Source organism: Streptomyces asoensis, from assembly GCF_016860545.1.
Classification (GTDB): domain Bacteria; phylum Actinomycetota; class Actinomycetes; order Streptomycetales; family Streptomycetaceae; genus Streptomyces; species Streptomyces asoensis.
The window spans coordinates 360,680-384,305 of sequence record NZ_BNEB01000002.1 but is presented as its reverse complement, the minus strand read 5'-3'; the positions used below and the strand labels follow the sequence as shown (position 1 = coordinate 384,305).

The 23,626-nt window shown below is 73.6% G+C and carries 22 protein-coding genes; 8 read left to right on the top strand and 14 right to left on the bottom strand.

Annotation, left to right across the window (positions count from 1 at the left end):
* Nucleotides 1–107 precede the first annotated feature (107 nt).
* Both Saso_RS04860 and Saso_RS04855 read left to right on the top strand, forming a co-directional pair.
* Nucleotides 108–710 (top strand): hypothetical protein, encoded by a 603-nt coding sequence (locus tag Saso_RS04860; protein WP_189927564.1) that lies wholly within the window; start codon nt 108–110, stop codon nt 708–710.
* A 516-nt stretch (nt 711–1,226) separates the two neighbouring features.
* Nucleotides 1,227–2,294 (top strand): RNA ligase (ATP), encoded by a 1,068-nt coding sequence (locus tag Saso_RS04855; protein WP_189927565.1) that lies wholly within the window; start codon nt 1,227–1,229, stop codon nt 2,292–2,294.
* Nucleotides 2,295–2,319: 25 nt separating this feature from the next.
* Here the strand turns inward: Saso_RS04855 and soxR are convergent, their stop codons facing one another.
* Nucleotides 2,320–2,883 (bottom strand): redox-sensitive transcriptional activator SoxR, encoded by a 564-nt coding sequence (soxR, locus tag Saso_RS04850; RefSeq protein WP_229901546.1) that lies wholly within the window; start codon nt 2,881–2,883, stop codon nt 2,320–2,322.
* Nucleotides 2,884–3,012: 129 nt separating this feature from the next.
* On the opposite strand from soxR, the gene Saso_RS04845 reads away from it, so the two are divergent.
* Nucleotides 3,013–3,474 (top strand): MaoC family dehydratase, encoded by a 462-nt coding sequence (locus Saso_RS04845; RefSeq protein ID WP_189927566.1) that lies wholly within the window; start codon nt 3,013–3,015, stop codon nt 3,472–3,474.
* Nucleotides 3,475–3,497: 23 nt separating this feature from the next.
* Here Saso_RS04845 and Saso_RS04840 read toward each other — a convergent pair whose 3' ends face one another.
* The 3 genes from Saso_RS04840 to Saso_RS04830 form a co-directional block, all read right to left on the bottom strand.
* Nucleotides 3,498–4,124, bottom strand: coding sequence for a TetR/AcrR family transcriptional regulator (locus Saso_RS04840; protein ID WP_189927567.1), 627 nt, complete (start codon nt 4,122–4,124; stop codon nt 3,498–3,500).
* Between the two features lie 72 nt (nt 4,125–4,196).
* Nucleotides 4,197–4,484: a YiaA/YiaB family inner membrane protein gene (locus Saso_RS04835; RefSeq protein WP_020128241.1), complete on the bottom strand. Its 288-nt coding sequence runs from the start codon at nt 4,482–4,484 to the stop codon at nt 4,197–4,199.
* 90 nt (nt 4,485–4,574) lie between these two features.
* A complete protein-coding gene (locus tag Saso_RS04830; protein ID WP_189927654.1) occupies nt 4,575–5,726 on the bottom strand; it encodes an acyl-CoA dehydrogenase family protein in 1,152 nt (383 codons plus the stop codon).
* A gap of 89 nt (nt 5,727–5,815) precedes the next feature.
* On the opposite strand from Saso_RS04830, the gene Saso_RS04825 reads away from it, so the two are divergent.
* From Saso_RS04825 to Saso_RS04815, 3 genes are all read left to right on the top strand, one after another.
* Complete coding sequence (locus Saso_RS04825; protein WP_189927568.1) at nt 5,816–6,448, top strand: TetR/AcrR family transcriptional regulator; 633 nt, start codon at nt 5,816–5,818, stop codon at nt 6,446–6,448.
* Nucleotides 6,449–6,499: 51 nt separating this feature from the next.
* Entirely contained in the window at nt 6,500–7,276 is a 777-nt protein-coding gene (locus Saso_RS04820; RefSeq protein ID WP_229901548.1) for an ArsR/SmtB family transcription factor, read from the top strand.
* Nucleotides 7,277–7,368: 92 nt separating this feature from the next.
* Nucleotides 7,369–8,427 carry a DMT family transporter gene (locus Saso_RS04815; RefSeq protein WP_372442427.1) on the top strand — a complete coding sequence of 353 codons (1,059 nt, stop codon included), beginning with the start codon at nt 7,369–7,371 and terminating at the stop codon, nt 8,425–8,427.
* 423 nt (nt 8,428–8,850) lie between these two features.
* Here the strand turns inward: Saso_RS04815 and Saso_RS04810 are convergent, their stop codons facing one another.
* The 10 genes from Saso_RS04810 to Saso_RS04765 form a co-directional block, all read right to left on the bottom strand.
* Complete coding sequence (locus tag Saso_RS04810) at nt 8,851–9,933, bottom strand: Zn-dependent alcohol dehydrogenase (RefSeq protein WP_189927570.1); 1,083 nt, start codon at nt 9,931–9,933, stop codon at nt 8,851–8,853.
* Between the two features lie 15 nt (nt 9,934–9,948).
* Nucleotides 9,949–11,337 (bottom strand): aldehyde dehydrogenase family protein, encoded by a 1,389-nt coding sequence (locus Saso_RS04805; RefSeq protein WP_189927571.1) that lies wholly within the window; start codon nt 11,335–11,337, stop codon nt 9,949–9,951.
* A gap of 223 nt (nt 11,338–11,560) precedes the next feature.
* On the bottom strand, nt 11,561–12,898 hold the full coding sequence (locus tag Saso_RS04800; RefSeq protein WP_189927572.1) for an ABC transporter ATP-binding protein: 1,338 nt from the start codon (nt 12,896–12,898) through the stop codon (nt 11,561–11,563).
* Between the two features lie 312 nt (nt 12,899–13,210).
* The gene (locus Saso_RS04795) at nt 13,211–13,924 is read right to left on the bottom strand and encodes a class F sortase (protein WP_189927573.1); all 714 of its coding nucleotides are present in this window, start codon (nt 13,922–13,924) and stop codon (nt 13,211–13,213) included.
* On the bottom strand, nt 13,911–14,705 hold the full coding sequence (locus tag Saso_RS04790) for a hypothetical protein (protein WP_189927574.1): 795 nt from the start codon (nt 14,703–14,705) through the stop codon (nt 13,911–13,913). Before Saso_RS04790 ends, Saso_RS04795 begins: the two co-directional genes overlap by 14 nt.
* A 103-nt stretch (nt 14,706–14,808) precedes the next feature.
* Nucleotides 14,809–16,056 (bottom strand): MFS transporter, encoded by a 1,248-nt coding sequence (locus tag Saso_RS04785; RefSeq protein WP_189927575.1) that lies wholly within the window; start codon nt 16,054–16,056, stop codon nt 14,809–14,811.
* 19 nt (nt 16,057–16,075) lie between these two features.
* Nucleotides 16,076–17,509 carry a CitMHS family transporter gene (locus Saso_RS04780; protein WP_189927576.1) on the bottom strand — a complete coding sequence of 478 codons (1,434 nt, stop codon included), beginning with the start codon at nt 17,507–17,509 and terminating at the stop codon, nt 16,076–16,078.
* 141 nt (nt 17,510–17,650) lie between these two features.
* Nucleotides 17,651–19,888, bottom strand: a complete 2,238-nt coding sequence (locus tag Saso_RS04775; protein WP_189927577.1) for a molybdopterin oxidoreductase family protein — start codon at nt 19,886–19,888, stop codon at nt 17,651–17,653.
* Between the two features lie 83 nt (nt 19,889–19,971).
* Nucleotides 19,972–20,589, bottom strand: a complete 618-nt coding sequence (locus tag Saso_RS04770; RefSeq protein ID WP_189927578.1) for a TetR/AcrR family transcriptional regulator — start codon at nt 20,587–20,589, stop codon at nt 19,972–19,974.
* A gap of 202 nt (nt 20,590–20,791) precedes the next feature.
* Nucleotides 20,792–21,307: a hypothetical protein gene (locus Saso_RS04765; RefSeq protein ID WP_229901547.1), complete on the bottom strand. Its 516-nt coding sequence runs from the start codon at nt 21,305–21,307 to the stop codon at nt 20,792–20,794.
* Nucleotides 21,308–21,484: 177 nt separating this feature from the next.
* On the opposite strand from Saso_RS04765, the gene hmgA reads away from it, so the two are divergent.
* On the top strand, nt 21,485–22,825 hold the full coding sequence (gene hmgA / locus Saso_RS04760; protein WP_189927579.1) for a homogentisate 1,2-dioxygenase: 1,341 nt from the start codon (nt 21,485–21,487) through the stop codon (nt 22,823–22,825).
* Between the two features lie 26 nt (nt 22,826–22,851).
* On the top strand, nt 22,852–23,601 hold the full coding sequence (locus Saso_RS04755; protein WP_189927580.1) for a GntR family transcriptional regulator: 750 nt from the start codon (nt 22,852–22,854) through the stop codon (nt 23,599–23,601).
* Nucleotides 23,602–23,626 lie beyond the last annotated feature (25 nt).

Sequence of the window (23,626 nt, the reverse complement as noted above, 5' to 3'; positions counted from 1 at the left end):
GATCGGATGGAGCCGAATCGCATGTCGATACGTCTATTCGACGACGTCCGTACGACGACGCCGAAGTGACCGAAGTACAGGTACAGATGTGACGGAGGTGCAAGGCGATGGCCGGTTTCCGGAGTCTGGCGAGACAGGTGCGAGACCCGCGTTGCGATCTGGCGCTGCGGCGGTATTCGCTGCGCAAGTGCCTTGAGCGGTTCGCTCCCTACGGGCACAGGGCGACCTGGGACCACCTGTCGTCCCGGGCCGGGTTCGGTCCCGAGGACCGCTCCCCCGATCCTGCGCGGCTCGTGGCCGCGTTGGACGAGCTGGAGGAGGCTCGGGCGGTGTGGCTCGCCTACGAGGTCGAGTTCGCCGAACGCCGCAAGAAGGAGAAGCACGACGGGCTGCGCAGGCCCGGCAGCGTGGACGACTGGCACCGCCTGACCTGGGGCGGGTTCGGGGTCGCCTGGTGCGACGACCCGCGGCTGCACCCCCGTGAGCCGCTGGCCGAGGTCCTGCGCAGGCTGATCGCCGCGCTGGAGCGCGATCCGGGCACGGGGTGCCCGGTGTGCGGCGGTGAGAGGCTGCCCTGGAGGTACGACCTGGACCACGAACCGTCGGCGGGCCCGGTCTGCGCGGACTGCGGAATCCTCGTCCCGCGCCCCGTACTCACGCCCGAGGCGCTGGCGTACGCCAGGGGCGGACGGCTGCTGGTGTCGGCCTGACACCGGCCTGAACCCTGCCCGGGGCCGGTCCGTGACCGACTCGCGAGCCCGGCGGGGGTGCGCCGGGGATGCCGCACCCCCTGTCCTGCCGGCCCGGGCGCCCACGGCCGGCCCCGTGCCGCGCCCGTACGCCCGGCGGCCCCCGTGAACCGTGCGGCCGCGGTCCCGCCGGACGGCGAACAGCCCGCGCGCCGTCCCTCGGCGCGCGGCCGCGCCCCGGCCGGACGGCGACCAGCCCACACCCACCGCTCCCCCGACCCGCGACCGCACACGCCCGAACTCCGGCCCCCGACCCGCCGCCCCGACTTGCCACCTGGCGCGCCGACCTGTCGGGCGTAGCGCGGGGCGCGTCTGCGTTGCTTCGTGGGGTGGGGTGGCACGTCTGCGTTGCTTCGTGGGGCGGGTCGTCGACGGTAGCAGGGGCTAATCGGGTCGCTCCATCTGTTTGTGCGCGGCGACAGTTGGGGCGATGAATCCCGACCGAGCCGTCCGTGGCTGGACCTGAAGGAGCCCCGCATGTCGACGCTGCGCGTCACCGCCGAAGTGCTGACCGTCCACGAACACCCCGACGCCGACGCCCTCGAACTGGCCCAGGTCGGCCTCTACCGGGCCGTCGTCGCCAAGGGCGCGTACCGCACCGGTGAGACGGCCGTGTACATCCCCGAGCAGTCGGTGCTTCCCGCCGGACTCATCGAGGAACTCGGGCTGACCGGGCGGCTGGCGGGCAGCGGGGCGGACCGGGTGAAGGCGGTACGGCTGCGCGGCGAGCTCTCCCAGGGGATCGTGTGCCGTCCGAAGGCGCTGGCCGACGTCGACCTGGCGCTCGCCGCGGCGCGGGGCACCGACTTCGCGGAGCGGCTGGGCATCGTCAAGTGGGTGCCGCCGATCCCCCCGACGATGAACGGCGACGTCGAGGCCGCGCCGGATCTGCTGCCGTGGGTCGACATCGAGAACATCCAGCGCTACCCCGGCCTGTTCGAGCCCGGCGAACCGGTGGTCCTGACCGAGAAACTGCACGGCTCGGCCTGCCTGCTGACCTATGTCGCGGACGAGCGGCGGGTGTTCGTCTCCTCGAAGGGGTTCGGCGCCAAGTCCCTCGCCCTGAAAGAGGATCCGAGGAACCTGTACTGGCGGGCCGTGCGCGGCCACGGCGTCCCCGAGGCGGCGGCCCGGCTGGCCGAGCGGCTGGGCGCGCGCCGGATCGGCGTCTTCGGCGAGGTGTACGGGGCTGGCGTGCAGGACCTGACGTACGGCGCGGACGGCCGGGGCGCCACCCTGGGCTACGCGGTGTTCGACGTGTCCGCGGAGATCGACGGCACCGTGCGCTGGCTTTCCGCGGCGGATCTGCTGACCGGTGAACTGCCCCTCGTACCGACCCTGTTCGAGGGCCCGTACGACAGCGAGCGGGTGCTGGAGATCGCGACCGGCCGGGAGACGGTGTCCGGACGCGGGCTGCACCTGCGGGAGGGTGTGGTGATCCGCCCGGCCGTCGAACGCCACAGCCCGGTCACCGGGGGCCGGGCGATCGCCAAGGCGGTCAGCGGCGCCTATCTGACCCGTAAGGGCGGCACCGAGTACGAGTGACCCGCCGGGCGAGCGCGGGGACGGGTCAGCAGCAGGGGGTGGTCGGGGCCGGCGCGGTCCGGTCCGGCCGGCCGGCCTCCTCGGCGCGGGACGGGGCCGCGGCGGGGCGGTCGGCCGGGACGGCCCGGCGCGGGGCCCGTTCCACCAGCAGGCGCGAGCCGGAGCCGCGTTCGCCGAAGGCGTCGTCGGGGTTGGACAGGACGCAGGTGGCGAGGGACAGACAGCCGCAGCCGATGCAGTCGGTGAGGTGATCGCGGAGCCGGTTCAGCTGTTTGATGCGCTCGTCGAGTTCCGCGCGCCACGTGTGCGAGAGCCGGGCCCAGTCCTCCCGGGTGGGGGTGCGTTCCTCGGGCAGTTCGGCGAGGGCCTCGCGGATCGTGGCCAGCGGGATGCCGACGCGTTGCGCCGCGCGCACGAAGGCGACGCGGCGCAGTGTGTCCCGGTGGTAGCGGCGCTGGTTGCCGGACGTCCGGCGACTGCTGATCAGCCCCTTCGACTCGTAGAAGTGCAGGGCGGAGACGGCGGCACCGCTGCGCGCGGCGAGCTGGCCGACCGTGAGCTCGTGGATCTTCTCGGGAATCTGGGGCACCCCTCGGAGCCTACCCACCGCCACGCCGGGAGTCCGTTGACATCGGCCCCGCAGCCGAGCATGCTAAGCAGTCGCTTAGACTCATGGCACGGTGACATGGGCAGCTAGTGACGCGAGAGGGCCGCAGACATGGCAGAGCCGAGGATCTTCACGTCCGCCGACGAGCTGAAGGCGGCGGTGGGCGAGCAGCTGGGGTACACCGACTGGCTGGACGTCGACCAGAAGCGGATCGACCTCTTCGCGGAGGCCACCGGGGACCACCAGTGGATCCACGTCGACCCGGAGAAGGCCGCCGCCGGCCCCTTCGGCACGACCATCGCGCACGGCTACCTCACCCTCTCCCTGCTGCCGCTCTTCGGTCCGCAGCTGATCAAGGTCGAGAACGTGAAGATGGGCGTCAACTACGGCACCAACAAGGTCCGTTTCCCCGCCCCGGTGCCCGTCGGCTCGCGGCTGCGCGCCACCGCGACGATCACCGGCGTCGAGGACGTCACCGGCGGCGTCCAGGTCTCCGTCGCCTTCAGCGTGGAGCGCGAGGGCGGGGACAAGCCCGTGTGCGTGGCGGAGTCGGTGTCCCGCTACTACCTCTGACACCCCGCCCCCGCCCGCGGGCGCTACTTCGCCGCGCCCACCATCCGCAGCACGAGGTCGGCGTACAGCGCGCCGACCTCGTCGGGCGTACGGGGGCCGTCGATGTTGAACCAGCGGGCCACGTCGATGCACAGGGACAGCACGGCGAGCGTCGTGCCGTGCACGTCCAGGACGGCGAACTCGCCGCTCGCCACGCCGTCCTCGATGATCCGGCGCACCTCGCCGTCGACCTGCCGGCGCAGGTCGAGGATCTCGGCGCGGGCGTCGGGGCCGAGCGCGTCCAGTTCGTACTGGACGACCCGTGCCGTCGTGCGCCGTCCGGCGTGCCAGCGGACGAAGGAGCTGACCGCGTCCGCGAGGCGCGCGGTGGCGTCGCCCTCGCCGGCGGCCGCCGCGCGCAGGATGCCCAGCGCGCGGTCGTGGCCGATCCGGCTGATGCGGTGCAGCAGCTCTTCCTTGGTCTTGTAGTGGATGTAGAGGGCGGCCGGGCTCATCCCCGCGCGGCCCGCGATGTCGCGGGTCGTCGTCGCGTGGTAGCCGCGCTCGGCGAAGGCCTCCACGGCCGCGACCAGCAGGCGGCGCGCCGCGTCAGGGGTGACCTCTTCCCACGGCTCGATCTCGCCGCCGGCCGTCTCCTCCGCCGTACTCATCGCTCGTTCGCCCCTCTCGGTACAGGAGCTACACCATACCGCCGAAGGTGAGCGCCCGCTTAGCGTGCCTGCTCAGATCTTCTCGAAGGGGTCGTGGTCGGCGAGGAGCTTCTCGAGCCGCGCCTGGTCCACCCGGCTCACGATCTGCCCGGCCTCCTGCCGGTCGCGGATCACCTTCGCCAGCGTGAAGGCGGAGGTCACCAGGTACAGGACGGCGATCGCCAGGAAGCCGCGCACCCAGGCGTCGGTGTGGAGGTTGTAGATGCCGATCGCGGTGGCCGCGATGGCGATCCCGAAGGAGGCGACGGCCTGTCCGTAGAACGCCGCCGTGCTCTGCTGCTTGACCGGTGTGTCACTCATGGGGACAGCTTCGGCCGGGGCGGCCGGGCCGGACATCCGCGCGCCTACTCAGACCCGGCCGGACACGTACTCAGGCCGGGGCGGCGCCGCTCAGAACGCCGAGACCCCCGTCAGCGCCCGGCCGATCAGCAGTTTCTGGATCTGGCTCGTGCCCTCGTAGAGGGTCATCACGCGGGCATCGCGCAGGAGCTTGCCCGCCGGGTACTCGTCGATGTAGCCGTAGCCGCCGAAGACCTGGAGGGCGTTGTTGGCGGCCCGCACGGCGGCCTCCGAGGCGAAGAGCTTGGCCTTGGAGGACTCGGTCGCGAAGGGCAGCCCCCGGTCGATCAGGTCGGCGACCCGCCAGGTGAGCAGCCGGGCGGCGTCGACGTCCACCGCGATGTCGCTGATCAGCTCCTGGACGAGCTGGTGGTGGGCGATGCTGCGGCCGAACTGCTCGCGCTCCCCCGCGTAGCGCACCGCCGCGTCCAGAGCGGCCTGTGCGATGCCGACGCAGCCGGCGGCGACCGACATTCGGCCCTTGGCCAGCGCCGACATGGCGACGGAGAAGCCCTTGCCCTCGGGCGCCAGCATCGCGGAGGCCGGCACCCGGACGCCGTCCAGGACCAGCTCGGCGGTCGCCTGTCCGCGCAGGCCGAGCTTGCCGTGGATGGCGCGGCGGCTCAGGCCCGGGGTGTCCGTGGGGACCAGGAACGCGGAGACGCCCTTGTGACCCGGCGCGTCCGTGGAGCGGGCGAAGAGCAGGACCACGTCGGCCCAGGTGCCGTTGGTGATGAACATCTTCGTCCCGTCGAGGACGTACGTGTCGCCGTCGCGGACCGCACGCGTCGCGAGGTTCCCGGCGTCGGATCCGGTGCCGGGCTCGGTCAGGCCGAAGCAGCCGAGGTACTCGCCGGACGTCAGCCCCGGCAGCCAGCGGCGCTTCTGCTCCTCGGTGCCCCAGGCCGCGACGCTCTTCGCGACCAGCCCGAGGGAGACCGACACGATCCCGCGCACGGACGAGTCCCCGCGGCCCAGTTCCTCGGTGACCAGGCAGTAGGCGAGGTGGTCGCCGCCCGAGCCGCCGTACTCCTCGTCGATGGTCAGGCCGAGGAAGCCGACCTCGCCGAGCTTCGTGACCAGGGACCGGTCCACGTCCTCGGCGCGGTCCCAGTCGACGACGTGCGGGGCTACCTCGCGGTGCACGAAGTCCCTGGCGAGCCGGCGGACGGCCTCCTGCTCCTCGCTGAGCCCCAGATTCACCACGAGATCACCCCACACGGGAAGGCACTGACATTCCGGCTTTAAATTATCACTGCTAGTTTTCACTGCGCAGCCCTACTATGTGCGCCATGGCCCGACCGCGCAAGCCCCTCCTCAGCACCGACCGGATCGTCGAGACCGCACGGACACTCGTGGACGCGGAGGGCCTGCCGGCCGTCTCCACCCGGCGGCTCGCGGCCGAACTCGGGGTGAGCGGACCCTCGCTGTACAACCACTTCCGCACCAAGGACGAGATCCTCGAGGCCGTCGCCGACTCGGTGAGCGCGCAGGTCGACCTGTCGATGTTCGAGGACGGCCGCGAGTGGCGGACCGCGCTGCACGACTGGGCCCTTTCCTACCGTGCCGCGCTGCGCGACCATCCGAACATCGTCCCGGTGCTCGCCCAGGGACCCGGCCGGCGGCCCGCCGGACTGCGGCTCGCCGACGCCGTCTACGGCGCGATGGTCCGCGCCGGGTGGCCGCCCTCACAGGCCACCTCCATCGGCGCGCTGATGCGGTACTTCGTCATGGGCTCGGCGCTCGGCTCGTTCGCCGGCGGCTTCGTCGACGACGTGAGCGCCTACGACCCGGCCGACTACCCGCACCTCGGACAGGCCCACCTCCTCGCCGAACAGCAGGAGAAGATCGACGAGCGGGCGTTCGAGACCGGGCTGACGGCCCTGCTGGACGGCCTCTCCCAGCAGTTCGCGCAGCTGTCGTAGACGGTTCGGTGCCCGCCGAACCGTCCATCGCCCATCCTGGGACACGTGAGCATCGACAACACGCGCGACGACAGGGACGCCCGGGCGCCGGGACTGGCCGCGCTCGCCGGGCTCGTCGCCGACGAGACACGCGCCGCCTGTCTGCTGGCGCTGCTCGACGGGCGGGCGTGGACCGCCGGTGAGCTGGCCCGGCACGCGGGCGTGGCCCCGTCGACGCTGAGCGGGCATCTGGGCAGGCTGGTGGCGGGCGGGCTGCTGGCCGAGGAGCGGCAGGGGCGGCACCGGTACGTACGGCTCGCCGGCCCTCGGGTCGCCCAGCTCCTGGAGGACCTGGCCGCCCAGGTGGCCCCGCGGCCGTCCGCCCGTCCGCGCACCCTGCGCGCCGCGAGCGCCGGCTCGGCGATGGCCCGGGGCCGTACCTGCTACGACCACCTCGCGGGCCGGCTCGGCATCGCCGTCACCGACGCGTTCACCGCCCGCGGGCTGCTGAGCACGGCCGGCGAGGGGCCCGGCGTGCGCGGTCCGGCGGCGACGGCCGTCCGGGAGCGGGCCGGCGGGTTCGCCCTGACCGGGGCCGGGCTGCGGTGGTTCGAGGACCGCGGCGTCCCGCTCGACCGCACGACCCGGCGGCCGCTCGCCCGCGCCTGCCTCGACTGGACCGAGCGCCGCCCCCACCTGGCGGGCGCGGCGGGCGCGGCGCTCTGCCGGCACGCCCTCGACGCGGGCTGGTGCGTGCGCATCGGCTCCGAGCGGGCCGTACGGGTGACCACGGCGGGCGAACGGGCCCTGGGCGAGCTGCTGGGCATCGAGCCGGACGCCCTGCGCTGACCGGCCGGCGCACGGCCCCGCCCCGGTCGGCGGGGCCCCGTCCGAAATCCGCGAGCCTTCGGCCCGCCTTTCTTCCTAGCCTGAGGAGCATGATGAACCGCACCCGCCCCGCCGAACGCCGTACGGAGCTGCTCGCCGCCGGAGCGGCCGCCGTGACCGTCGTGCTGTGGGCATCCGCCTTCGTGTCCATCCGCAGCGCGGGCGACGCGTACTCGCCGGGGGCGCTGGCACTCGGGCGGCTGGTCTCCGGGGCGCTGGTGCTGGGCGCCATCTGCGTGGTGCGGCGCGCGGGACGGCCGCCGCGGTCCGCGTGGCGGGGGATCGCGGTGTCGGGCGTGCTGTGGTTCGGCTTCTACATGGTCGTGCTCAACTGGGGCGAGCAGCAGGTGGACGCCGGTACGGCCGCGCTGGTCGTGAACATCGGGCCGATCCTCATCGCCCTGCTCGGCGCGCGGCTGCTCGGGGACGCGATGCCGCCGCGGCTGCTGGCCGGGATGGCGGTGTCGTTCGCGGGCGCGGTCGCGGTGGGGCTGTCGATGTCGGGCGAGGGCGGATCGTCGGTGCTCGGTGTGGTGCTGTGCCTGCTCGCCGCCTTCGGCTACGCGGGCGGGGTCGTCGCGCAGAAGCCCGCGCTGGGCCGGGCGAGCGCGCTCCAGGTGACGACCTTCGGGTGTGTCATCGGCGCGGTGGTCTGTCTGCCGTTCGCCGGGCAGCTGGTGCACGAGGCGGCCGACGCGCCGGTCTCCGCGACGCTCAACATGGTCTACCTGGGTGTCTTCCCGACGGCGCTCGCCTTCACCACGTGGGCGTACGCGCTGGCCCGGACGACCGCGAGCCGCATGGGGGCGACCACGTACGCGGTGCCCGCGCTGGTCGTCCTGATGTCGTGGCTGGCGCTGGGCGAGGTGCCGGGGGCGCTCACCCTGGCGGGCGGTGCGCTGTGCCTGGCGGGCGTGGCCGTGTCCCGTTCACGCCCCCGGACCTCGCGGGCGCCGCGTCCGCGGGTGGCGGGCGAAGCGGGGATCCCGGACCCCGGCCCCGAAGCGGGGGTTCCGGACCCCGGTCGGGACGCGGGGGTTCCGGACCCCGGTCGGGACGCGGGGTTCCCCGAGCCCGGCCCCGACCAGGAGGTCACCCCCCGAACCAGCTGACCCCGCACCACCTCGGGGCGCGATCAACCGGGCCACCGAGCTGCGAGCACGGGCGGATCCGGGCCGCAGGCCCGCGGACCCCGCCGTCCTGGAGACATCCCTGGGTCCGACCGCAAGACCACCTGGCCGTGAGCGCCGGGCCCCGGGCCCCTACCGCGGGACCACCAGGTCAGGAGGGTCGGGGCCCGGTCCGCAGGACGCGGGCCCACAGGGCAGGATCCGCGCGTCCCGAGGCATGCCGCGGAGCCGGCGCAGGCCGCGGGGCACGGAGCGCGTGCCACCGGACCGCGGGCGCGGGGCCGACGGACCGGGACCCGCGGCGATCCGGCGACCACCCCCGGCCTCCCGGCCGACCGGCGTTCGGGCGGGACGGCGGCCGTCGGGGCGGCGGGGCGGGCCGGGGCTCCGCGGGGCCCGGGTGGGTCAGAAGGTGATCAGGGCTCGGGCGCCCTTGCCCGCCAGCATGTTGTCGAAGGCCTGCGGGATGTCCTCCAGGGTGATCCGTTCCGTCACCAGGGCGCCGAGGTCGAAGCGGCCGGCGCGGATGTGGTCGGCGAGGACCGGGAGGTCCTTCGCCGGGTCGGAGTTGCCGTAGACGCAGCCCGAGAGGGTGCGGCCCCAGTGGAAGAGCTCCAGGGCGTTGAAGGTGACCTGCTGGTCCTTGCCGCCGATGCCGACGACCGTGGTGCGGCCGCCGCGCCGGGTCGACTCCCAGGCCGTGCGGATGGTGACCGCCCGGCCCACGCACTCGACGGCGACATCGACACCCTGTCCGCCGGTGAGGGCCCGGACATCGCGGGCGGTGCGGTCGGAGGCGACCATGTACTCGGTGGCTCCGGCCGCGCGCGCCAGCTCCTCCTTCTCCGGGGAGACGTCCACGGCGACGATCGCCGAGGCGCCGGCGATCCGGGCCGCCTGGAGCGTGGCCAGGCCGACTCCGCCGACGCCGAAGACGGCGACCGTCTCGCCGGCGCGGACCCGGGCGCTGTGGTGGACGGCGCCGTAGCCGGTGAGGACGGCGCAGCCCAGGAGGGCCGCGTCGGTGAGCGGGACGCCGTCGGGCAGCGGGAGGACGCAGGAGGCCGGGACCACCGTCTCCTCGGCGAAGGCGGCCACGTTGAGCCCGGGGTACAGGTCCGTGCCGTCCGTGGTGCGGGCGTACACCTGCGCGGCCCCGGCGAGGGCGTTCACGCACAGCCACACCTCGCCCAGCTTGCACGGATGGCAGCTCCCGCAGGACGGCGCCCAGTTGAGGACGACTCCGGCGCCGGGCGCCGGCTGCCCGACGCCCTCGCCGACGGCGACGACGGTGCCCGCGCCCTCGTGGCCCAGGACGGCGGGCACCGGCACCCGCATGGTGCCGTCGGACAGGGACAGGTCGGAGTGGCAGACCCCGGCGGCGGCGAGCCGGACCCGGACCTGGCCGGGGCCCGGTGCGGGCAGGTCGATCTCCGTGATCTCCAGCGGAGCTCCGACGGCGGGGAGTACGGCGGCGCGGACGGCCATGTTCGATCGACTCCTCTAGAACTGGAGGGACTTGGTCTGGAGGTACTCGGCGAGACCGTGCGCGCCGAGCTCGCGGCCGACGCCCGACTGCTTGTAACCGCCGAAGGGCGCCAGCGGGTTGAAGCGGCCGCCGTTGATGTCGACCTGGCCGGTGTCCATGCGCCTGGCGAACGCCACCGCCTCCGCCTCGTCGGCGGCCCAGACGGCGCCCGCGAGGCCGTAGACCGTGCCGTTGGCGATCCGCAGGGCGTCCTCCTCGTCCTCGTAGCCGATGACGCACAGGACGGGCCCGAAGATCTCCTCCTGGGCGACGGTCATGTCGGGGGTGACGTCGGCGAAGACGGTGGGGCTGACGAACCAGCCCCGCTCGCGGGGGGCCTCGGGGCCGCCCGCGACCAGCCGCGCCCCTTCGGCGACGCCCTTCTCGATGTAGCCGCGCACGCGTTCGCGCTGCCGGGCGCTGACGACCGGGCCGATGCGGTCGCCGTACTTGGCGGCCGCCGCGGCGGCGAGCCCGACCGCCTCGTCGTACCGTTCGCGGGGGACGAGCATCCGGGTCCAGGCGCTGCACGTCTGGCCGGAGTTGGACATCACGTTGGCGACGCCGACGTTGACGGCCCTGGCGAGGTCGGCGCTCGGCAGGATGACGTTGGCGGACTTGCCGCCGAGTTCGAGGGCCACCTTCTTGACGGCCGCGCCCGCCGTCGCCGCGATCCGCCTGCCGACGGCCGTCGAGCCGGTGAAGGACACCAGGTCGACGCCGGGGTGTTCGGCGAGGGCCTGGCCGGCGACCGGGCCGAGGCCGGTGACCAGGTTGAAGACGCCGGCCGGCACGCCCGCCCCGTGGACCGCCTCGGCGAAGAGCTGGGCGGTCAGCGGGGTGTTCTCGGCGGGCTTCAGCACCACGGTGCAGCCCGCGGCGAGGGCCGGGGCGACCTTGGCGACGATCTGGTGCAGCGGGTAGTTCCAGGGGGTGATCGCGCCGACCACGCCGATCGGCTCGTGGTGGACGACCGAGTTGCCGACCTTCTCCTCGAAGGAGTGGGTGGCGGCCAGTTCGGCGTAGGAGCCGGCCACCGCGATCGGTACGGACGCGTGGACGGCCTGGGAGAAGGCCGGCGGGGAGCCGAGTTCGGCGGTGACCGTCTCGGCGATCTCGTCCTTGCGGGCCGCCAGGACGTCCCGCAGGGCCGTCAGCCGGGCCGCGCGTTCGGCGGGCGGGGTCGCGGCCCAGGCCGGGAGGGCGGCGCGGGCCGCCCGTACCGCGGCGTCGACGTCGGCGGCGTCGCCGGCCGGGACACGGCCGATCACCTGCTCGTCCACCGGGTCGACGACCTCGATGACGTCCCGGCCGGCGGCCGGGCGCCAGGCGCCGTCGAGGTAGATGCCGTCGTGTGCCTTCATCGCGTTCCCTTCGGGCGGGCGTCGTCGTCCGCGACCTAAACTAGCGTTGTTAGTTTTCCGGCACCAGAGGAAGGCGGCCCGGCCCGCCGAACCGGCCCGCCGGACCGGCCGGGCGGCGAAACCGCGTCTCACGGCGGAGGGAAGCGGAACGGACGCCCCGGAAGGCGGACCTCCGCGCACGTGCGCCGAGCGCGCCGGGCCCGCGGTGCCGGGCGGTGGCGTCTCACTCGTCCAGGTCCGGGAGCCGGGCCGGGGCCGGGCTGATGCGTTCGCCGTGCTGGTCGAAGACGAAGAGGTGGGCGATGTCCACGAGCAGCGGCACCTGCATGCCGTGCCGCAGGTCGAAGTCGGGGGTGGTGCGCACCACGAGGTCGCCCGACGGGCGGGCCTCCGGGGACGCGGACGGCGCCTCCCGCTCCGAGGGCTCGTCCAGGACCCCGACCGAACCGGCCCGCCGGCCCCCCGCGCCCCTGCGCAGCCGGCCCAGCACGCCGCCCTCCCGGCGCCGCCGCCGCGGCTGGCGGGGCACGGGGCGGGGCGCCTCCAGCTCGGGCACGACCGCGAGCCGTGAACCCGTGTTGAAGTGCACCAGCACCTCGTGCCCCTGGAACTCCACGTGCTCCACCAGGCCGGTGATGTGGGTCTCGCCCGGCCGGGCCTCGGCCGGTGTCGCGATGCGGACGGCCTCCGAGCGCAGTCCGACGATCACCTCCCGGCCCTGCTGCACCCGCAGCAGTTTGTGGTCCAGGGAGTGCGGTTCGGGCAGCCGCAGTGCCTGCTTGCCCAGACTGATCGTCATGGCCCCGTCGAGCGGGGCGCGCACCAGGCCGCGCAGGAGGTTGATGCGCGGGGTGCCGATGAAGGCGGCGACGAAGACGTTGCGCGGCAGGGCGTAGACGGAGCGCGGGGTGCCCACCTGCTGGAGCACGCCACCGCGCAGCACCGCGACCCGGTCGCCGAGCGACATGGCCTCGGCCTGGTCGTGGGTGACGTAGACCGTGGTGACGCCCAGCGCCCTGGTGAGCCGGGATATCTCGGCCCGCAGGTGGTTGCGGAGCTTGGCGTCCAGATTGGACAGCGGTTCGTCCATCAGGAAAGCGGAGGGGTGCCGGGCGATGGCCCGGCCCATGGCCACACGCTGGCGCTCGCCGCCGGAGAGCTGGCCGGGGAACCGGTCGAGGAGGTCCTCGATGCCGAGCATCCGGGCGGTGGCGTCCACACGGGGGCCGGGGTCGGCGCCCGGGGCCTCGATGCGCAGCGGGAATCCGATGTTGTCGCGGCCGGTCATGTTCGGGTACAGGGCGAAGTTCTGGAAGACCATCGCGATGTCCCGCGCCGAGGGGGCCAGGTCGTTGGCGTGGTCGCCGTCGAGCAGTAACTCGCCCTCCGTGATCTGCTCCAGGCCGGCGATCATGCGCAGCACGGTGGACTTGCCGCAGCCGGAGGGGCCCAGCAGGACCAGGAACTCGCCGGGCGTGATGTCCAGCGACAGCCGGTCCACGACCCGGACGCCTCGGGCGTGGACCTTGCTGACGTCGTGCAACGAGATGGCGCGTGTCATGAGAAGTGTCCCCGGGGACTCGTGTGCCGGGCTGACCCGGCCGGTGCTCCGCTGTCCGACCCGCCCCGCGCGGCTCGAACGGGGCTTGTGAGTCACGGAAGTTAACGGACCGTGCGCACCCGGGGGAAGGGACCGGCCGGGATCGGACGCTTCCGTCCGACCTGTGAGAAACCGGACTCCCCGGTTCAGCCGGCGTCGGCCGCCGGGGCGCGGCCGGGGACGAGACCGGCGGGCCGTGGACGGCGGGGGCTGCGGGGCGGGCCGGCGGCGGAGCGGGCGCGCCGTGCCCGTCGGCCCCGCCCCCGCGGACGGTCAGCGGGTCGCCGTCAGATGCGCGAAGACGACGACGTTGCTGGTGTATCCGGTCGCGCGCCGGAAGAGGCCTCCGCAGGTGAGGACGCGCAGTTCGGGGCGGCGGGCCGGCCCGTACACCTCCTTGTCGGGGAAGGTGGCCTTGTCGAAGACGCGCACCCGGTCCACGGTGTAGACGGCGGTGCGGCCGTCGGCGCGCCGGGCCTCGATCCGGGCGCCCCGGGCCACGCGCGCGAGTCCGGCGAAAACCGCAGGGCCGGTCTTGGTGTCGCGGTGGCCGACGACGACGGCCGTGCCCCGCTCCCCCGGCGTGGGACCGCCCGCGTACCAGCCGACCAGTGAGGGCCGGTCCAGCGGAGGTGTCCCGAGGTGCCGGCCGGGACCGAGCCGCAGCGGCACGATCGGCGCGTCGATACCCAGGGACGGCACGCGCAGGGTGGTGGCCGGGGACCGTGGCAGCGGGCGGGGCGGGGGCGCGGGAGCGGCGGACGCCTTCTTCTCCGCCGGGCGACCGTCCGGGCCGGCCCCGGGGGGCGGGCCGGAGTGCGCCCCGCCGGACGCCGTCTCCCCGGCGCGGGCCGCCACGGCCGGGCCGTCGTGCCCCCCGCACCGGACGCCGACCGTCACCAGGACGACCGTGAGCACGGCCGTCCTGGTGAGGCGGTAGGCACGGGTCCGGTGCCAGGGCCTGCGTCCGCGCCTACGCGGCACCATGGGTGCGCCGGCGGATCAGTCGGAAGTAGGCGAATCCACCGGCGGCCACCAGCCCGACCGCCGCGGCTCCGGCCAGCGGGGTGAAGGCCGGGGAGCTGTCGGCCAGGCCGCCGCCGCCGGCGTGCACGCCACCCTCCGGGCCGCCCTTCTCGCCGCTCCAGGCGCCGCCGCCCTGTGCGCCGCCCTCCCGTCCGCCGGTGCTCTGCGTGGTGCCGTTCTGGCCGGCGCCCTGGCCGGCGCCCTGGCCGCCACCGGGCCGGCCGCCCTGGCCGTTCGGCGCGGCGGCCTCGCGGCCGTCGTCGGTGATCGGACGGTTCGGGCCTTCGTTCCCGTCGCGCCGGCCCTCGGGGCAGTTGATCTTGAAGACCTTCACCTTGGGCGAAGGGGCCGCGGGGACGCCGGGGGCGGGCGGCAGGGTCCACTCGAGGGTGTAGGAGCCCTCGGCCAGCCCCAGGGTGTCGGTGTGCCCGGCGCCGTCGGTCAGGGTGATGTTGCCGGTGACGGTGGCGGTGTCGGGGGCCGGGGGCCGCGCCTTGATGATGTAGCCGACGGTCGGCAGCTCGCCGAAGTTGGCGGCGTCGAGGTAGAACCGGCAGGCCACCGGGTCGTCCTTGGAGACGCCCGGGGGCACCTGCTCGCGGTGGATCCTGATGTCACCGGCCTCCCCCACGGCCGTGGCGGACGGCGCCGAGAGGGTGGTGAGGCCCGCCGCGGCGAGCACCGTGAGGGCCGTGACGCCGAGGCGGGAGCCGAGGGCGGACGGGAGCGTCGAGCTGGGCATGCGCATTCCTCCGAGTCAGGACGATTTTCATACAAATCGTTCTTGCACCTGACTCTCTTTCACATCGGCGCGCGCGAGCGTGGGAGCGCCGCCCGACGCGCCGTCACACATCGCTCGACCGGCGCAACCCCCGTCCTGACCGGCGCCGGGGCACCGGCGTGCCCGCCGCCGGGACCCCCCGCGCCTCCCCCGGCGAACGGACCGCCACCGCCGAGGACACCAGCAGCAGCGCCCCCAGCATCACGAACGGCGCGGCCACCCCCGCGACCCCCGCCACCAGTCCCGCGGCGGCGGGCGCGGCGACCTGACCGAGCCGGTTGCCGGTGAGGCGCAGCGCGAGGGCGGTGGACCGGGCCCCCTCGGGTGCGGCCTGGACGACCGTGGTCATCGACAGCGGCTGCCCGACGCCGAGGCAGAAGCCGAGCACCGCGAGGATCACGCCGAGCCCCCAGACCGGCACCGGCAGCGCGATCCCCGCGCACAGCAGGGCCGCCAGCAGACAGGTCACGGTGAGCAGCAACGCCCGGCCGAGCAGGCGCAGCAGGGGCGTGAGCACGAGCCGGCAGGCGATGGAGGCGGCCGCGCGGACGCTGAGCAGCACGCCGACGACGGACGGCGCGATGCCCCGGTGTTCGCCCACCACCGGCAGATAGGCGGTGAGGATGTCGGTCGCGGACAGCACGGAGAGGCTGATCAGGATGCCGGCCGGGACGCCCCGGGCGTGCAGGATCCGGCCGACGGGGACCCGGTCGCCCTGCCCCGCACGGGACTTGGGCCGCGTGTCCGGGGGTTCGAGACGCCACAGCGAGGTGAGCGCGACCGCGCAGCCGGCGCCCGCGACAAGGAGGGCGAGCGCGCTGCTGCCCGCCATGTCGGCTCGGCCGATGAGCGCACCCGCGGCGATCGGGCCGACCAGCTGGCCCAGGGAGGCGCCGATGGTGAAGTGGCCGAAGTTGCGGTCCTGTTCGTGCGGCGCGGACCGCCGGGCGACGAGCGACTGCGAGCCGATGACGAAGCAGAGGTGGCCGAGCCCCATCACCCCGCTCCACAGCGCCATCGCCCACAGCGATCCGGCGACACCGCTCAGCACGCAGCCGCCGGATATCAGGACCACGCCCACGGGCAGCAGGGGCGCGCAGCGGCCGTGGTCGGTACGGCGGCCGAGCGGGACGGCGGCGAACAGCGGCAGCAGCGCGTAGACCCCCGCGATGACACCGATCGCCCGTTCGTCCGCGCCCAGCGCGAGGGCCCGGTAGGAGACGGCGGGCCGGGCCATCGACACCGCCCCCTGCGCGAAGCCGAAGGCGATGACGAGACGGAGCAGCCAGCCGCGGTTCCTGCCGGGCCTCACAAGTTCCTCCACAGGACGGTCAGACGATGCCGAACAGGATGCCCGCGCCGAGGATGGCCAGGCAGGTGCAGGCGGCCCACTTCACGACGAACCGGGTGTGGTCGCCGAACTCGACCTTGGCCATGCCGACCAGGACGTAGACGGCCGGGACGAGCGGGCTCGACATGTGCAGGGGCTGGCCGACGAGCGAGGCGCGGGCCATCTCCAGCGGAGTGACGCCGTGGGCCGCGCCGGCCTCGGCGAGGACCGGCAGGACGCCGAAGTAGAAGCCGTCGTTGGACATGAAGTAGGTGAGCGGCAGGCTCAGCACCCCGGTGACGAGGGCCATGTGCGGGCCCATGCCCTCGGGGATGACGTCCACCATCCACTCGGCCATGTGGTCGACCATCCCGGTGCCCTGGAGGACGCCGGTGAAGACGGCGGCGGCGAAGACCATGCCGGAGACGTTGAGGACGTTGTCGGCGTGAGCGGCGAGCCGGGCCTTCTGGTCGGGGATGTGGGGGAAGTTGACGGTGAGGGCGAGCGCGGCGCCGAGCAGGAACAGCACCGGGATCGGCAGGTACTCCATGATCATGGCGGTCAGCAGCGCGACCGTGAGCAGCGCGTTGAACCAGTACAGCCTGGGGCGCAGGGTGGAGCGGTGCGGGTCGAGCGGCTGGAAACCGTCGTCGTCCCCGTCCTCGGACGCCTTCTCGTCGGGCGCGTCGGCGTCGGTGCCGGAGCCGGAACCGCCCGTCCGCACGGGGGTCCTGGCGTCGCCGGAGCCGCCGGAGCCCACCAGGACCGTCTCGGTCTCCTTGACGCCGGTCTCCTCGACGAGCACCTCGTCCAGGGTGAGCACGCCGAGCCGGGCGCGCTCGCGGCGGCCGAGGACGTAGGAGAGGACGAAGACGAAGAGCAGGCCGACGGCGAGGGCCGGGATCATCGGCACGAAGATGTCGCTGGCGTCGAGCTTGAGCGCGGTGGCGGCCCGGGCGGTCGGGCCGCCCCAGGGCAGCGTGTTCATCACGCCGTTGGCCATGGCGGCCACACCGGTCATCACGACCAGGCTCATCTTCAGGCGCTTGTACAGCGGGTACATCGCCGAGACGGTGATCATGAAGGTGGTGGAGCCGTCGCCGTCCAGGGAGACGATCGCGGCGAGCAGCGCGGTGCCGATGACGATGCGGAGCGGGTCGGCCTTGCAGAACTTCAGGATGCCCCGGACGATCGGGTCGAAGAGACCGACATCGATCATCACACCGAAGTAGACGATCGCGAACATGAGCATCGCCGCCGTGGGGGCGAGGCTGGTGACGCCGTCGATGACGTAGTCACCGAGCTTGGCGCCCTTTCCGACGACGACGCAGAACAGCGCCGGGATCAGCACGAGCGCCGCGATCGGCGACATCTTCTTCAGCATGATCAGGACCAGGAAGGTCGCGATCATGGCGAAGCCGAGGATGGTCAGCATGAATGGATACCTAACGTTCGCCCTTGAACATCCCACCTGGGGGTCGGCGGTGCGTTGACGTTAGGTCCGTTCGCACGGTGTTAACAAGGAGTTGACCTGCGAGCAATAAGCGCGAAAGTCCAGGTCACAGCTTTGCTCAGGTCAGCGGGCCGCCACGGGGGCCACGTCCACCGGTACTCCGTTGAGCACCGCGTTGCCCGACAGCGGGTCCAGCAGGCTGCCGTCGAGCAGCTGGTTGACGTTGACACCGGGGTCGGTGGCGGCGTGGCTCAGCCGGGTGCCCGGACGGTCGTGGCCCCAGCCGTGCGGGAGGCTGACGACACCCCGGCGCACGCCGTCGGTCACCTCGGCCGGGGCGGTCACCTCTCCCCCGGCGCCCTTGACCCGGACCGGCGCGCCGTCGCGCACGCCGAGCCGCTCGGCGTCCTCGGGGTGGATGTGCAGCGTGCAGCGGTTGGTGCCGCCGGTGAGGGCGGGGACGTTGTGCATCCAGCTGTTGTTGGAGCGCAGATGGCGCCGGCCGACGAGGACCAGGCCGTCCGTGCGCTGCCGCGCGGCCTCCCGCAGCCGGGGGAGGTCGTCGGCGATCGGCCGCGGGAACAGTTCGATCCGCCCGCTGCGCGTCTTCAGCGGCTGGGGCAGGCGCGACCGGAGCGGTCCCAGGTCGATGCCGTGCGGGTGGGCGAGCAGCCGCGCCAGGCCCAGGCCGTCGGGGCGGGCGCCGAAGCCGTCGCCGTACGGGCCGAGGCGCAGCATCATGTCCAGCCGGCGCTCGGGGCCGCTCTCGCCGGTGAGCTGCGCCGCGAGTTCCTCCGGGTCGCGGCCGTGCACGGGCGAGTGGGCTTCCGTCACCGCCTTGCCGAGGGTCTGGCCGATGACCAGGTCGTCGACGGCCGAGGGGTCGGCGCCGTGCATCCCGGTGGCCGCCAGGGTGAGCCGGGCGAGGATCTCGGTCTCGGCCATCCGGCCGGGTTCGAGCGGGACGGCCGGGCGGCTGTAGCGCACCTGGTTGCGCACGGCGAGGGTGTTGAAGGCGAAGTCGTGGTGGGGGCTCTGCGAGGGCGGCGGCGGGGGCAGGACGACGTCGGCGTGCCGGGAGGTCTCGTTGAGGTAGGGGTCGACGCTGACCATGAAGTCCAGGGAGCCGAGCGCCTTGTCGAGGCGGTCGCCGTCCGGGGCGGACAGGACGGGGTTGGCGGCCACGGCGACGAGCGCCCGGACCGGCTCGCCCTGCGCCGTCGCGGTGTCGATCTCCTCGGCGAGCGCCGAGAGCGGCAGTTCGCCCTTGGCCTCGGGGTGTCCGCTCACCCGGGAGTGCCAGCGCGCGAGCCGGAAGCCGCGCCCGGGTCCGGCCGGACGGGGAGTGCGGTCGGTGGCGGCCTGCGGGAACAGCGCGCCGCCGGGCCGGTCCAGATTGCCGGTGAGGATGTTGAGGACGTCGACGAGCCAGCTGGCGAGCGTGCCGTGCGGGACCGTGCAGCTGCCGATCCGGCCGTAGACGGCGGCGGTGGGGGCGGCGGCGAGTTCGCGGGCCAGGGCGCGGATGACCGGCGCGTCCACGTCACAGGCCGCCGAGACCGCTTCGGGGGTGAAGTCCGCGATGGCTCCGGCGAGTTCGTCCAGGCCCTCGACATGGGGGGTCAACTCGCCCAGGTCGACGAGGTGTTCCTCGAACAGCGTCCGTGTCATGGCGGCGAGGAGGAGCGCGTCGGTGCCGGGCCTGATCGCGATGTGCCGGTCGGCGAGCTTGGCGGTACGGGTCCGGCGGGGGTCGATGACGGTGAGGGTGCCGCCGCGGGCCTTCAGCGCCTTGAGCTTGCCCGGGAAGTCGGCGGCGGTGCACAGACTGCCGTTGGACTCCAGGGGGTTGGCGCCGATGAGGAGGAGATGGCCGGTGTGGTCCAGGTCCGGCACGGGGATCGCGTTGGCGTCGCCGAACAGCAGTCCGCTGGAGACGTGCTTGGGCATCTGGTCGACGGTGGAGGCGGTGAAGAGGCTGCGGGTGCCGAGGCCCGCGATCAGGACGGCCGGGTAGAGCGCGCCGGCCATCGTGTGGACGTTGGGGTTGCCGAGGACGACTCCGACGGAGTTCGCGCCGTACCGCTCGACCACCGGCCTGATACCGGCGGCGACCGCGTCGAAGGCCTCCTCCCAGGTGGCCTCGCGCAGCTCGCCGTCCCGGCGTACGAGGGGGGTCCGCAGCCGGTCGGGGTCACCGTCCACCGCGCCGAAGGAAGCGCCCTTGGGGCAGATGAAGCCCTTGCTGAAGACGTCCTCCCGGTCACCGCGGGCGCCGGTGACCTTCGTCCCCTCGATGGTGAGCGTGAGCCCGCAGGTGGCCTCGCACAACGGGCAGATTCGCAGGGCGGTGCGGGACACGGGTCCTCCTGGGGGCGGCATTGCCTTCTCCCGAGTGAGCATACCGACCGGTATGGCTCCTGGGGAGGGGGCGGCCGCGGCGGTCAGTCCAGGGACCGCGCCAGATAGGCGCGCAGCAGCTCACGGGTCTCGTCGATGACCTTCGCGTCGCCCTCGGGGTCCACCCGGAAGGCCAGCTGGACGAGGGTGTCGGCGGTCTCCACGGCGATCAGGAAGGTGCGCCGCAGGTCGTCGTCGGGCTCCCGCACGAGATAGTCGGAGAGCAGGTCGGTGAGGCGGTCGGCGACCCGGTGGTTGGGTTCGGCGTGCCGGGCGCCGACCGGGATCTGGTTGCCGAAGTCGACGAGGGAGAACCCGGGCGCGGTGCGCTTCATCGCCAGGTACTCGTCGAGCACGGCGTCCATGGCGGCCCGCCAGTCGCCCCGGCGGGCCCCCTTCAGGCGCTCGGTGACGCGCTCCGCGTACCGCTCCAGGTTGCGCTGCGCGAGCGCGTCGGCCATCTGCCGCTTGTTCCCGAAGAAGCGGTAGACGGAGCCGATGGGCACACCGGCGCGCTCGGCGACGGCCCGGGTGCTCAGACCGTCGTAGCCGACCTCGTCCAGCAGGCCGGCACAGGCGTCGAGGATCCTGGTCAGACGTTCGGCACTGCGCCGCTGCACGGGCGCACGACGGAGTGATGTCGCTTCGGGCACGGACCTCATGATGCCTTTCCGTCGCGGCCGGGTGAACCTCACCCCTGGGTACGGAGAAAGATGCCTGGTGCACTCAATGAGCGGGGCACCGAAAGAGGCGTCCGGCCGCGGGGCGGCCGGCGGGAGGGGAAGCGGGCGTCACGGCGGCGGGCGTCACGACGCCGGGCGTCACGACGCCGGGCGTCACGGCGAGGCCGTCAGCGCGCGGACGTCACGGTGAGGGCTCCGACGCCGTGATGTACGCGGTGCTCTGCACCGGCTTGCCGTCCACCGCCCACACCGTGCCGTCGTCCGCGTACAGCCGGGCGGTGACCTGGTGGGTGCCGTGCGGGAGGTAGCCGGCCGGGATCCGGTAGGACGGGGTGCGCAGGTCGGCCACCGGCTGGTCGTCGACGTAGAGCCGGGCGGCGCCGCGGCCGTGGACCGCGCGCGCCTTCGCCCCCGTGGGCGTGAACCGGAAGTTCTCCACCTTCAGACGGACGTCCCAGCTGCCGTCGGCCTCGGGCTGCACCTCGACACCCACCCCGGGCGCCCCCTTCTTCTCCACCTCGCGGTAGTGCCGCCCTTCGTCGTCCGTGTCGTCCAGCACCTTGCCCACGGGCGCGGGCGAGGCCGCGGTCGTCGCGTCCCCCCGTTCCCGGGCGTCACCGGTGCCGCAGCCGGCGGATCCGGTCAGCAGCAGGACACAGACCGCGGCCACGGCGAGGCTTCCGCGCGTCCACGACATGCGGTGGAGCGTAGAACAACGGTCCGGCACGCGAATCCCCCTGGGGTCTGGTTCCGGCCGACTTGATCGTCCTCAGGGAGGAGGACCGGGCGCACCTCTTGCGCCGGTGAAAACGCAATCCTACGGTGATGCATAGGAATCAGCAGGCGCACCCGCGGGGCGCCGGAGGGAGCGATCATGAGCAGCGGGGACGCACGCAAGACGGCCGAGGGCCTGACCTATCTCTCCGGGTTCGGCAACGAGCACGCCTCACAGGCCGTTCCGGGCGCCCTGCCCGACGGCCGCAACTCGCCGCAGCGCGCGCCTCTCGGCCTGTACGCGGAACAGCTCAGCGGTACGGCGTTCACCGAGCCGCGCGCCCACAACCGCCGCTCGTGGCTCTACCGGATCCGCCCGTCGGCGGCGCATCCGGCGTTCACCCGCGTCGACGACGGCGCCCTGCGCACCGGCCCGTTCACGGAGACGGTCCCCGATCCGAACCGGCTGCGCTGGGACCCCCTGCCCGAGCCGCCCGCCGGCACGGACCTCCTGGCCGGCCTGTGGACCCTCGGCGGCAACGGCGACGCCACCCAGCGCACCGGCGTGGCCGTGCACCTGTACCACGCGAACGCCTCCATGGAACGCGTGTTCAGCGACGCCGACGGCGAACTGCTGATCGTCCCCGAGCACGGCGGTCTGCTGCTGCGCACGGAGTTCGGCCTGCTGCACGCCGAACCCGGCGAGGTGGCGCTCGTCCCGCGCGGGGTCCGCTTCCGGGTCGACCTCCTGGACGCCTCGGCGCGCGGCTACGTCTGCGAGAACTACGGCGCCCCCTTCCGCCTCCCCGACCTCGGCCCGATCGGCGCCAACGGTCTGGCCAACCCCCGCGACTTCCGGGCGCCGGTCGCCGCCTACGAGGACGTCGAGGGCCCGGTGGAGGTGGTCAACAAGTACTGCGGCCACCTGTGGAGCGCGACCTACGGCCACTCCCCGCTCGACGTCGTCGCCTGGCACGGCAACCATCTGCCGTACGTCTACGACCTGCGCCGCTTCAACGTCATCGGCAGCATCTCCTACGACCACCCCGACCCGTCGATCTTCACGGTGCTGACGTCCCCGTCCGACACCCCGGGTCTGGCCGGCGTGGACTTCGTGGTCTTCGCCCCGCGCTGGCTGGTCGGCGAGGACACCTTCCGGCCGCCGTACTTCCACCGGAACGTGATGAGCGAGTTCATGGGCCTGATCGAGGGCGCGTACGACGCAAAGACGGCCGGCAAGGGCGGCTTCGTCCCGGGCGGCGGTTCGCTGCACAACATGATGTCGGCGCACGGCCCGGACCGGGAGACCTTCGACCGGGCGAGCGCCGCCGAGCTGCGGCCCCAGAAGATCGACGACGGGCTGGCCTTCATGTTCGAGACCCGCTGGCCGATCGCGCTCACCGGGCAGGCGGCCGGGGCGGACCACCTGCAACCGCGTTACGACGACGTCTGGCAGGGCCTCGAACGGCACTTCCGTCCGTCCGACGGAACATTGCACTGAACGATGCCGACCGGTACGGATAGCCCGTGACCTCCTTCGCCCCGGACTCGATCGTCCTCACCCGCAAGCTGCCGCTCTGGTACCAGGTGTCGCAGTCGCTGCGCGCCTCCATACTCGGCCGCTCGCCGCAGGACCCGCTGCGGCTGCCCACCGAGGAGCAGTTGGCGGGCCACTACGGGGTGAGCGTGCTGACCATGCGGCAGGCGCTGAAGGAACTGGAGGACGAAGGGCTGATCACCCGGCACCGCCGGCGGGGCACCTTCATCGAGCCGACGGCGCTGCGGGGCGCCCCGGTCCGCCTCCTGGGCTCGGTCGACGCGATCGTGGCCCAGCAGTCCGGGATGACGACGCAGGTGCTCGGCCACGGCCGCACCGCCGTCCCGGCCGAGGTCGCCGAGTACTTCCCGGACCTGACCGAGGTGGCGACGTACCACCGGCTGCGCGGCGACGCGAAGACGGGCGAGCCGACCAACCACGCCCGCAACTACGTCCGTCCCGAGCTCGCCGCCCGGATCGACCCGGCCGATCTGGTCGGCAGGCCCATGACGAAGGTGCTGCGGGACCTGGTGGGCGCGGACATCGGCCGGATCACCGACACGGTCGAGGCCCGGCTGGCCGACCCGGAGACCGCCCAGCTGCTGCGGGTCCCGCTGCTCAGCCCGATCCTGCACTACACGGGCGTCACCTACGACACGGGCGGGCGGGTCCTCGACGCGGCCGTCATCCACTACCGGGGTGACCGTTTCTCCTTCACCGTCACCCTCGACGCGACGTGAAGGACGGCGCCCGGCCCGTCGTACG

Bases quoted from the DNA above. Each gene is read 5' to 3' on its own strand.
- Saso_RS04860 (WP_189927564.1), top strand. From the start codon at position 108: ATGGCCGGTTTCCGGAGTCTGGCGAGACAGGTGCGAGACCCGCGTTGC.
- Saso_RS04855 (WP_189927565.1), top strand. From the start codon at position 1,227: ATGTCGACGCTGCGCGTCACCGCCGAAGTGCTGACCGTCCACGAACAC.
- Saso_RS04845 (WP_189927566.1), top strand. From the start codon at position 3,013: ATGGCAGAGCCGAGGATCTTCACGTCCGCCGACGAGCTGAAGGCGGCG.
- Saso_RS04840 (WP_189927567.1), bottom strand. From the start codon at position 4,124: ATGAGTACGGCGGAGGAGACGGCCGGCGGCGAGATCGAGCCGTGGGAA.
- Saso_RS04835 (WP_020128241.1), bottom strand. From the start codon at position 4,484: ATGAGTGACACACCGGTCAAGCAGCAGAGCACGGCGGCGTTCTACGGA.
- Saso_RS04825 (WP_189927568.1), top strand. From the start codon at position 5,816: ATGGCCCGACCGCGCAAGCCCCTCCTCAGCACCGACCGGATCGTCGAG.
- Saso_RS04815 (WP_372442427.1), top strand. From the start codon at position 7,369: ATGAACCGCACCCGCCCCGCCGAACGCCGTACGGAGCTGCTCGCCGCC.
- Saso_RS04810 (WP_189927570.1), bottom strand. From the start codon at position 9,933: ATGGCCGTCCGCGCCGCCGTACTCCCCGCCGTCGGAGCTCCGCTGGAG.
- Saso_RS04805 (WP_189927571.1), bottom strand. From the start codon at position 11,337: ATGAAGGCACACGACGGCATCTACCTCGACGGCGCCTGGCGCCCGGCC.
- Saso_RS04800 (WP_189927572.1), bottom strand. From the start codon at position 12,898: ATGACACGCGCCATCTCGTTGCACGACGTCAGCAAGGTCCACGCCCGA.
- Saso_RS04795 (WP_189927573.1), bottom strand. From the start codon at position 13,924: ATGGTGCCGCGTAGGCGCGGACGCAGGCCCTGGCACCGGACCCGTGCC.
- Saso_RS04790 (WP_189927574.1), bottom strand. From the start codon at position 14,705: ATGCCCAGCTCGACGCTCCCGTCCGCCCTCGGCTCCCGCCTCGGCGTC.
- Saso_RS04780 (WP_189927576.1), bottom strand. From the start codon at position 17,509: ATGCTGACCATCCTCGGCTTCGCCATGATCGCGACCTTCCTGGTCCTG.
- Saso_RS04770 (WP_189927578.1), bottom strand. From the start codon at position 20,589: ATGAGGTCCGTGCCCGAAGCGACATCACTCCGTCGTGCGCCCGTGCAG.
- Saso_RS04765 (WP_229901547.1), bottom strand. From the start codon at position 21,307: ATGTCGTGGACGCGCGGAAGCCTCGCCGTGGCCGCGGTCTGTGTCCTG.
- hmgA (WP_189927579.1), top strand. From the start codon at position 21,485: ATGAGCAGCGGGGACGCACGCAAGACGGCCGAGGGCCTGACCTATCTC.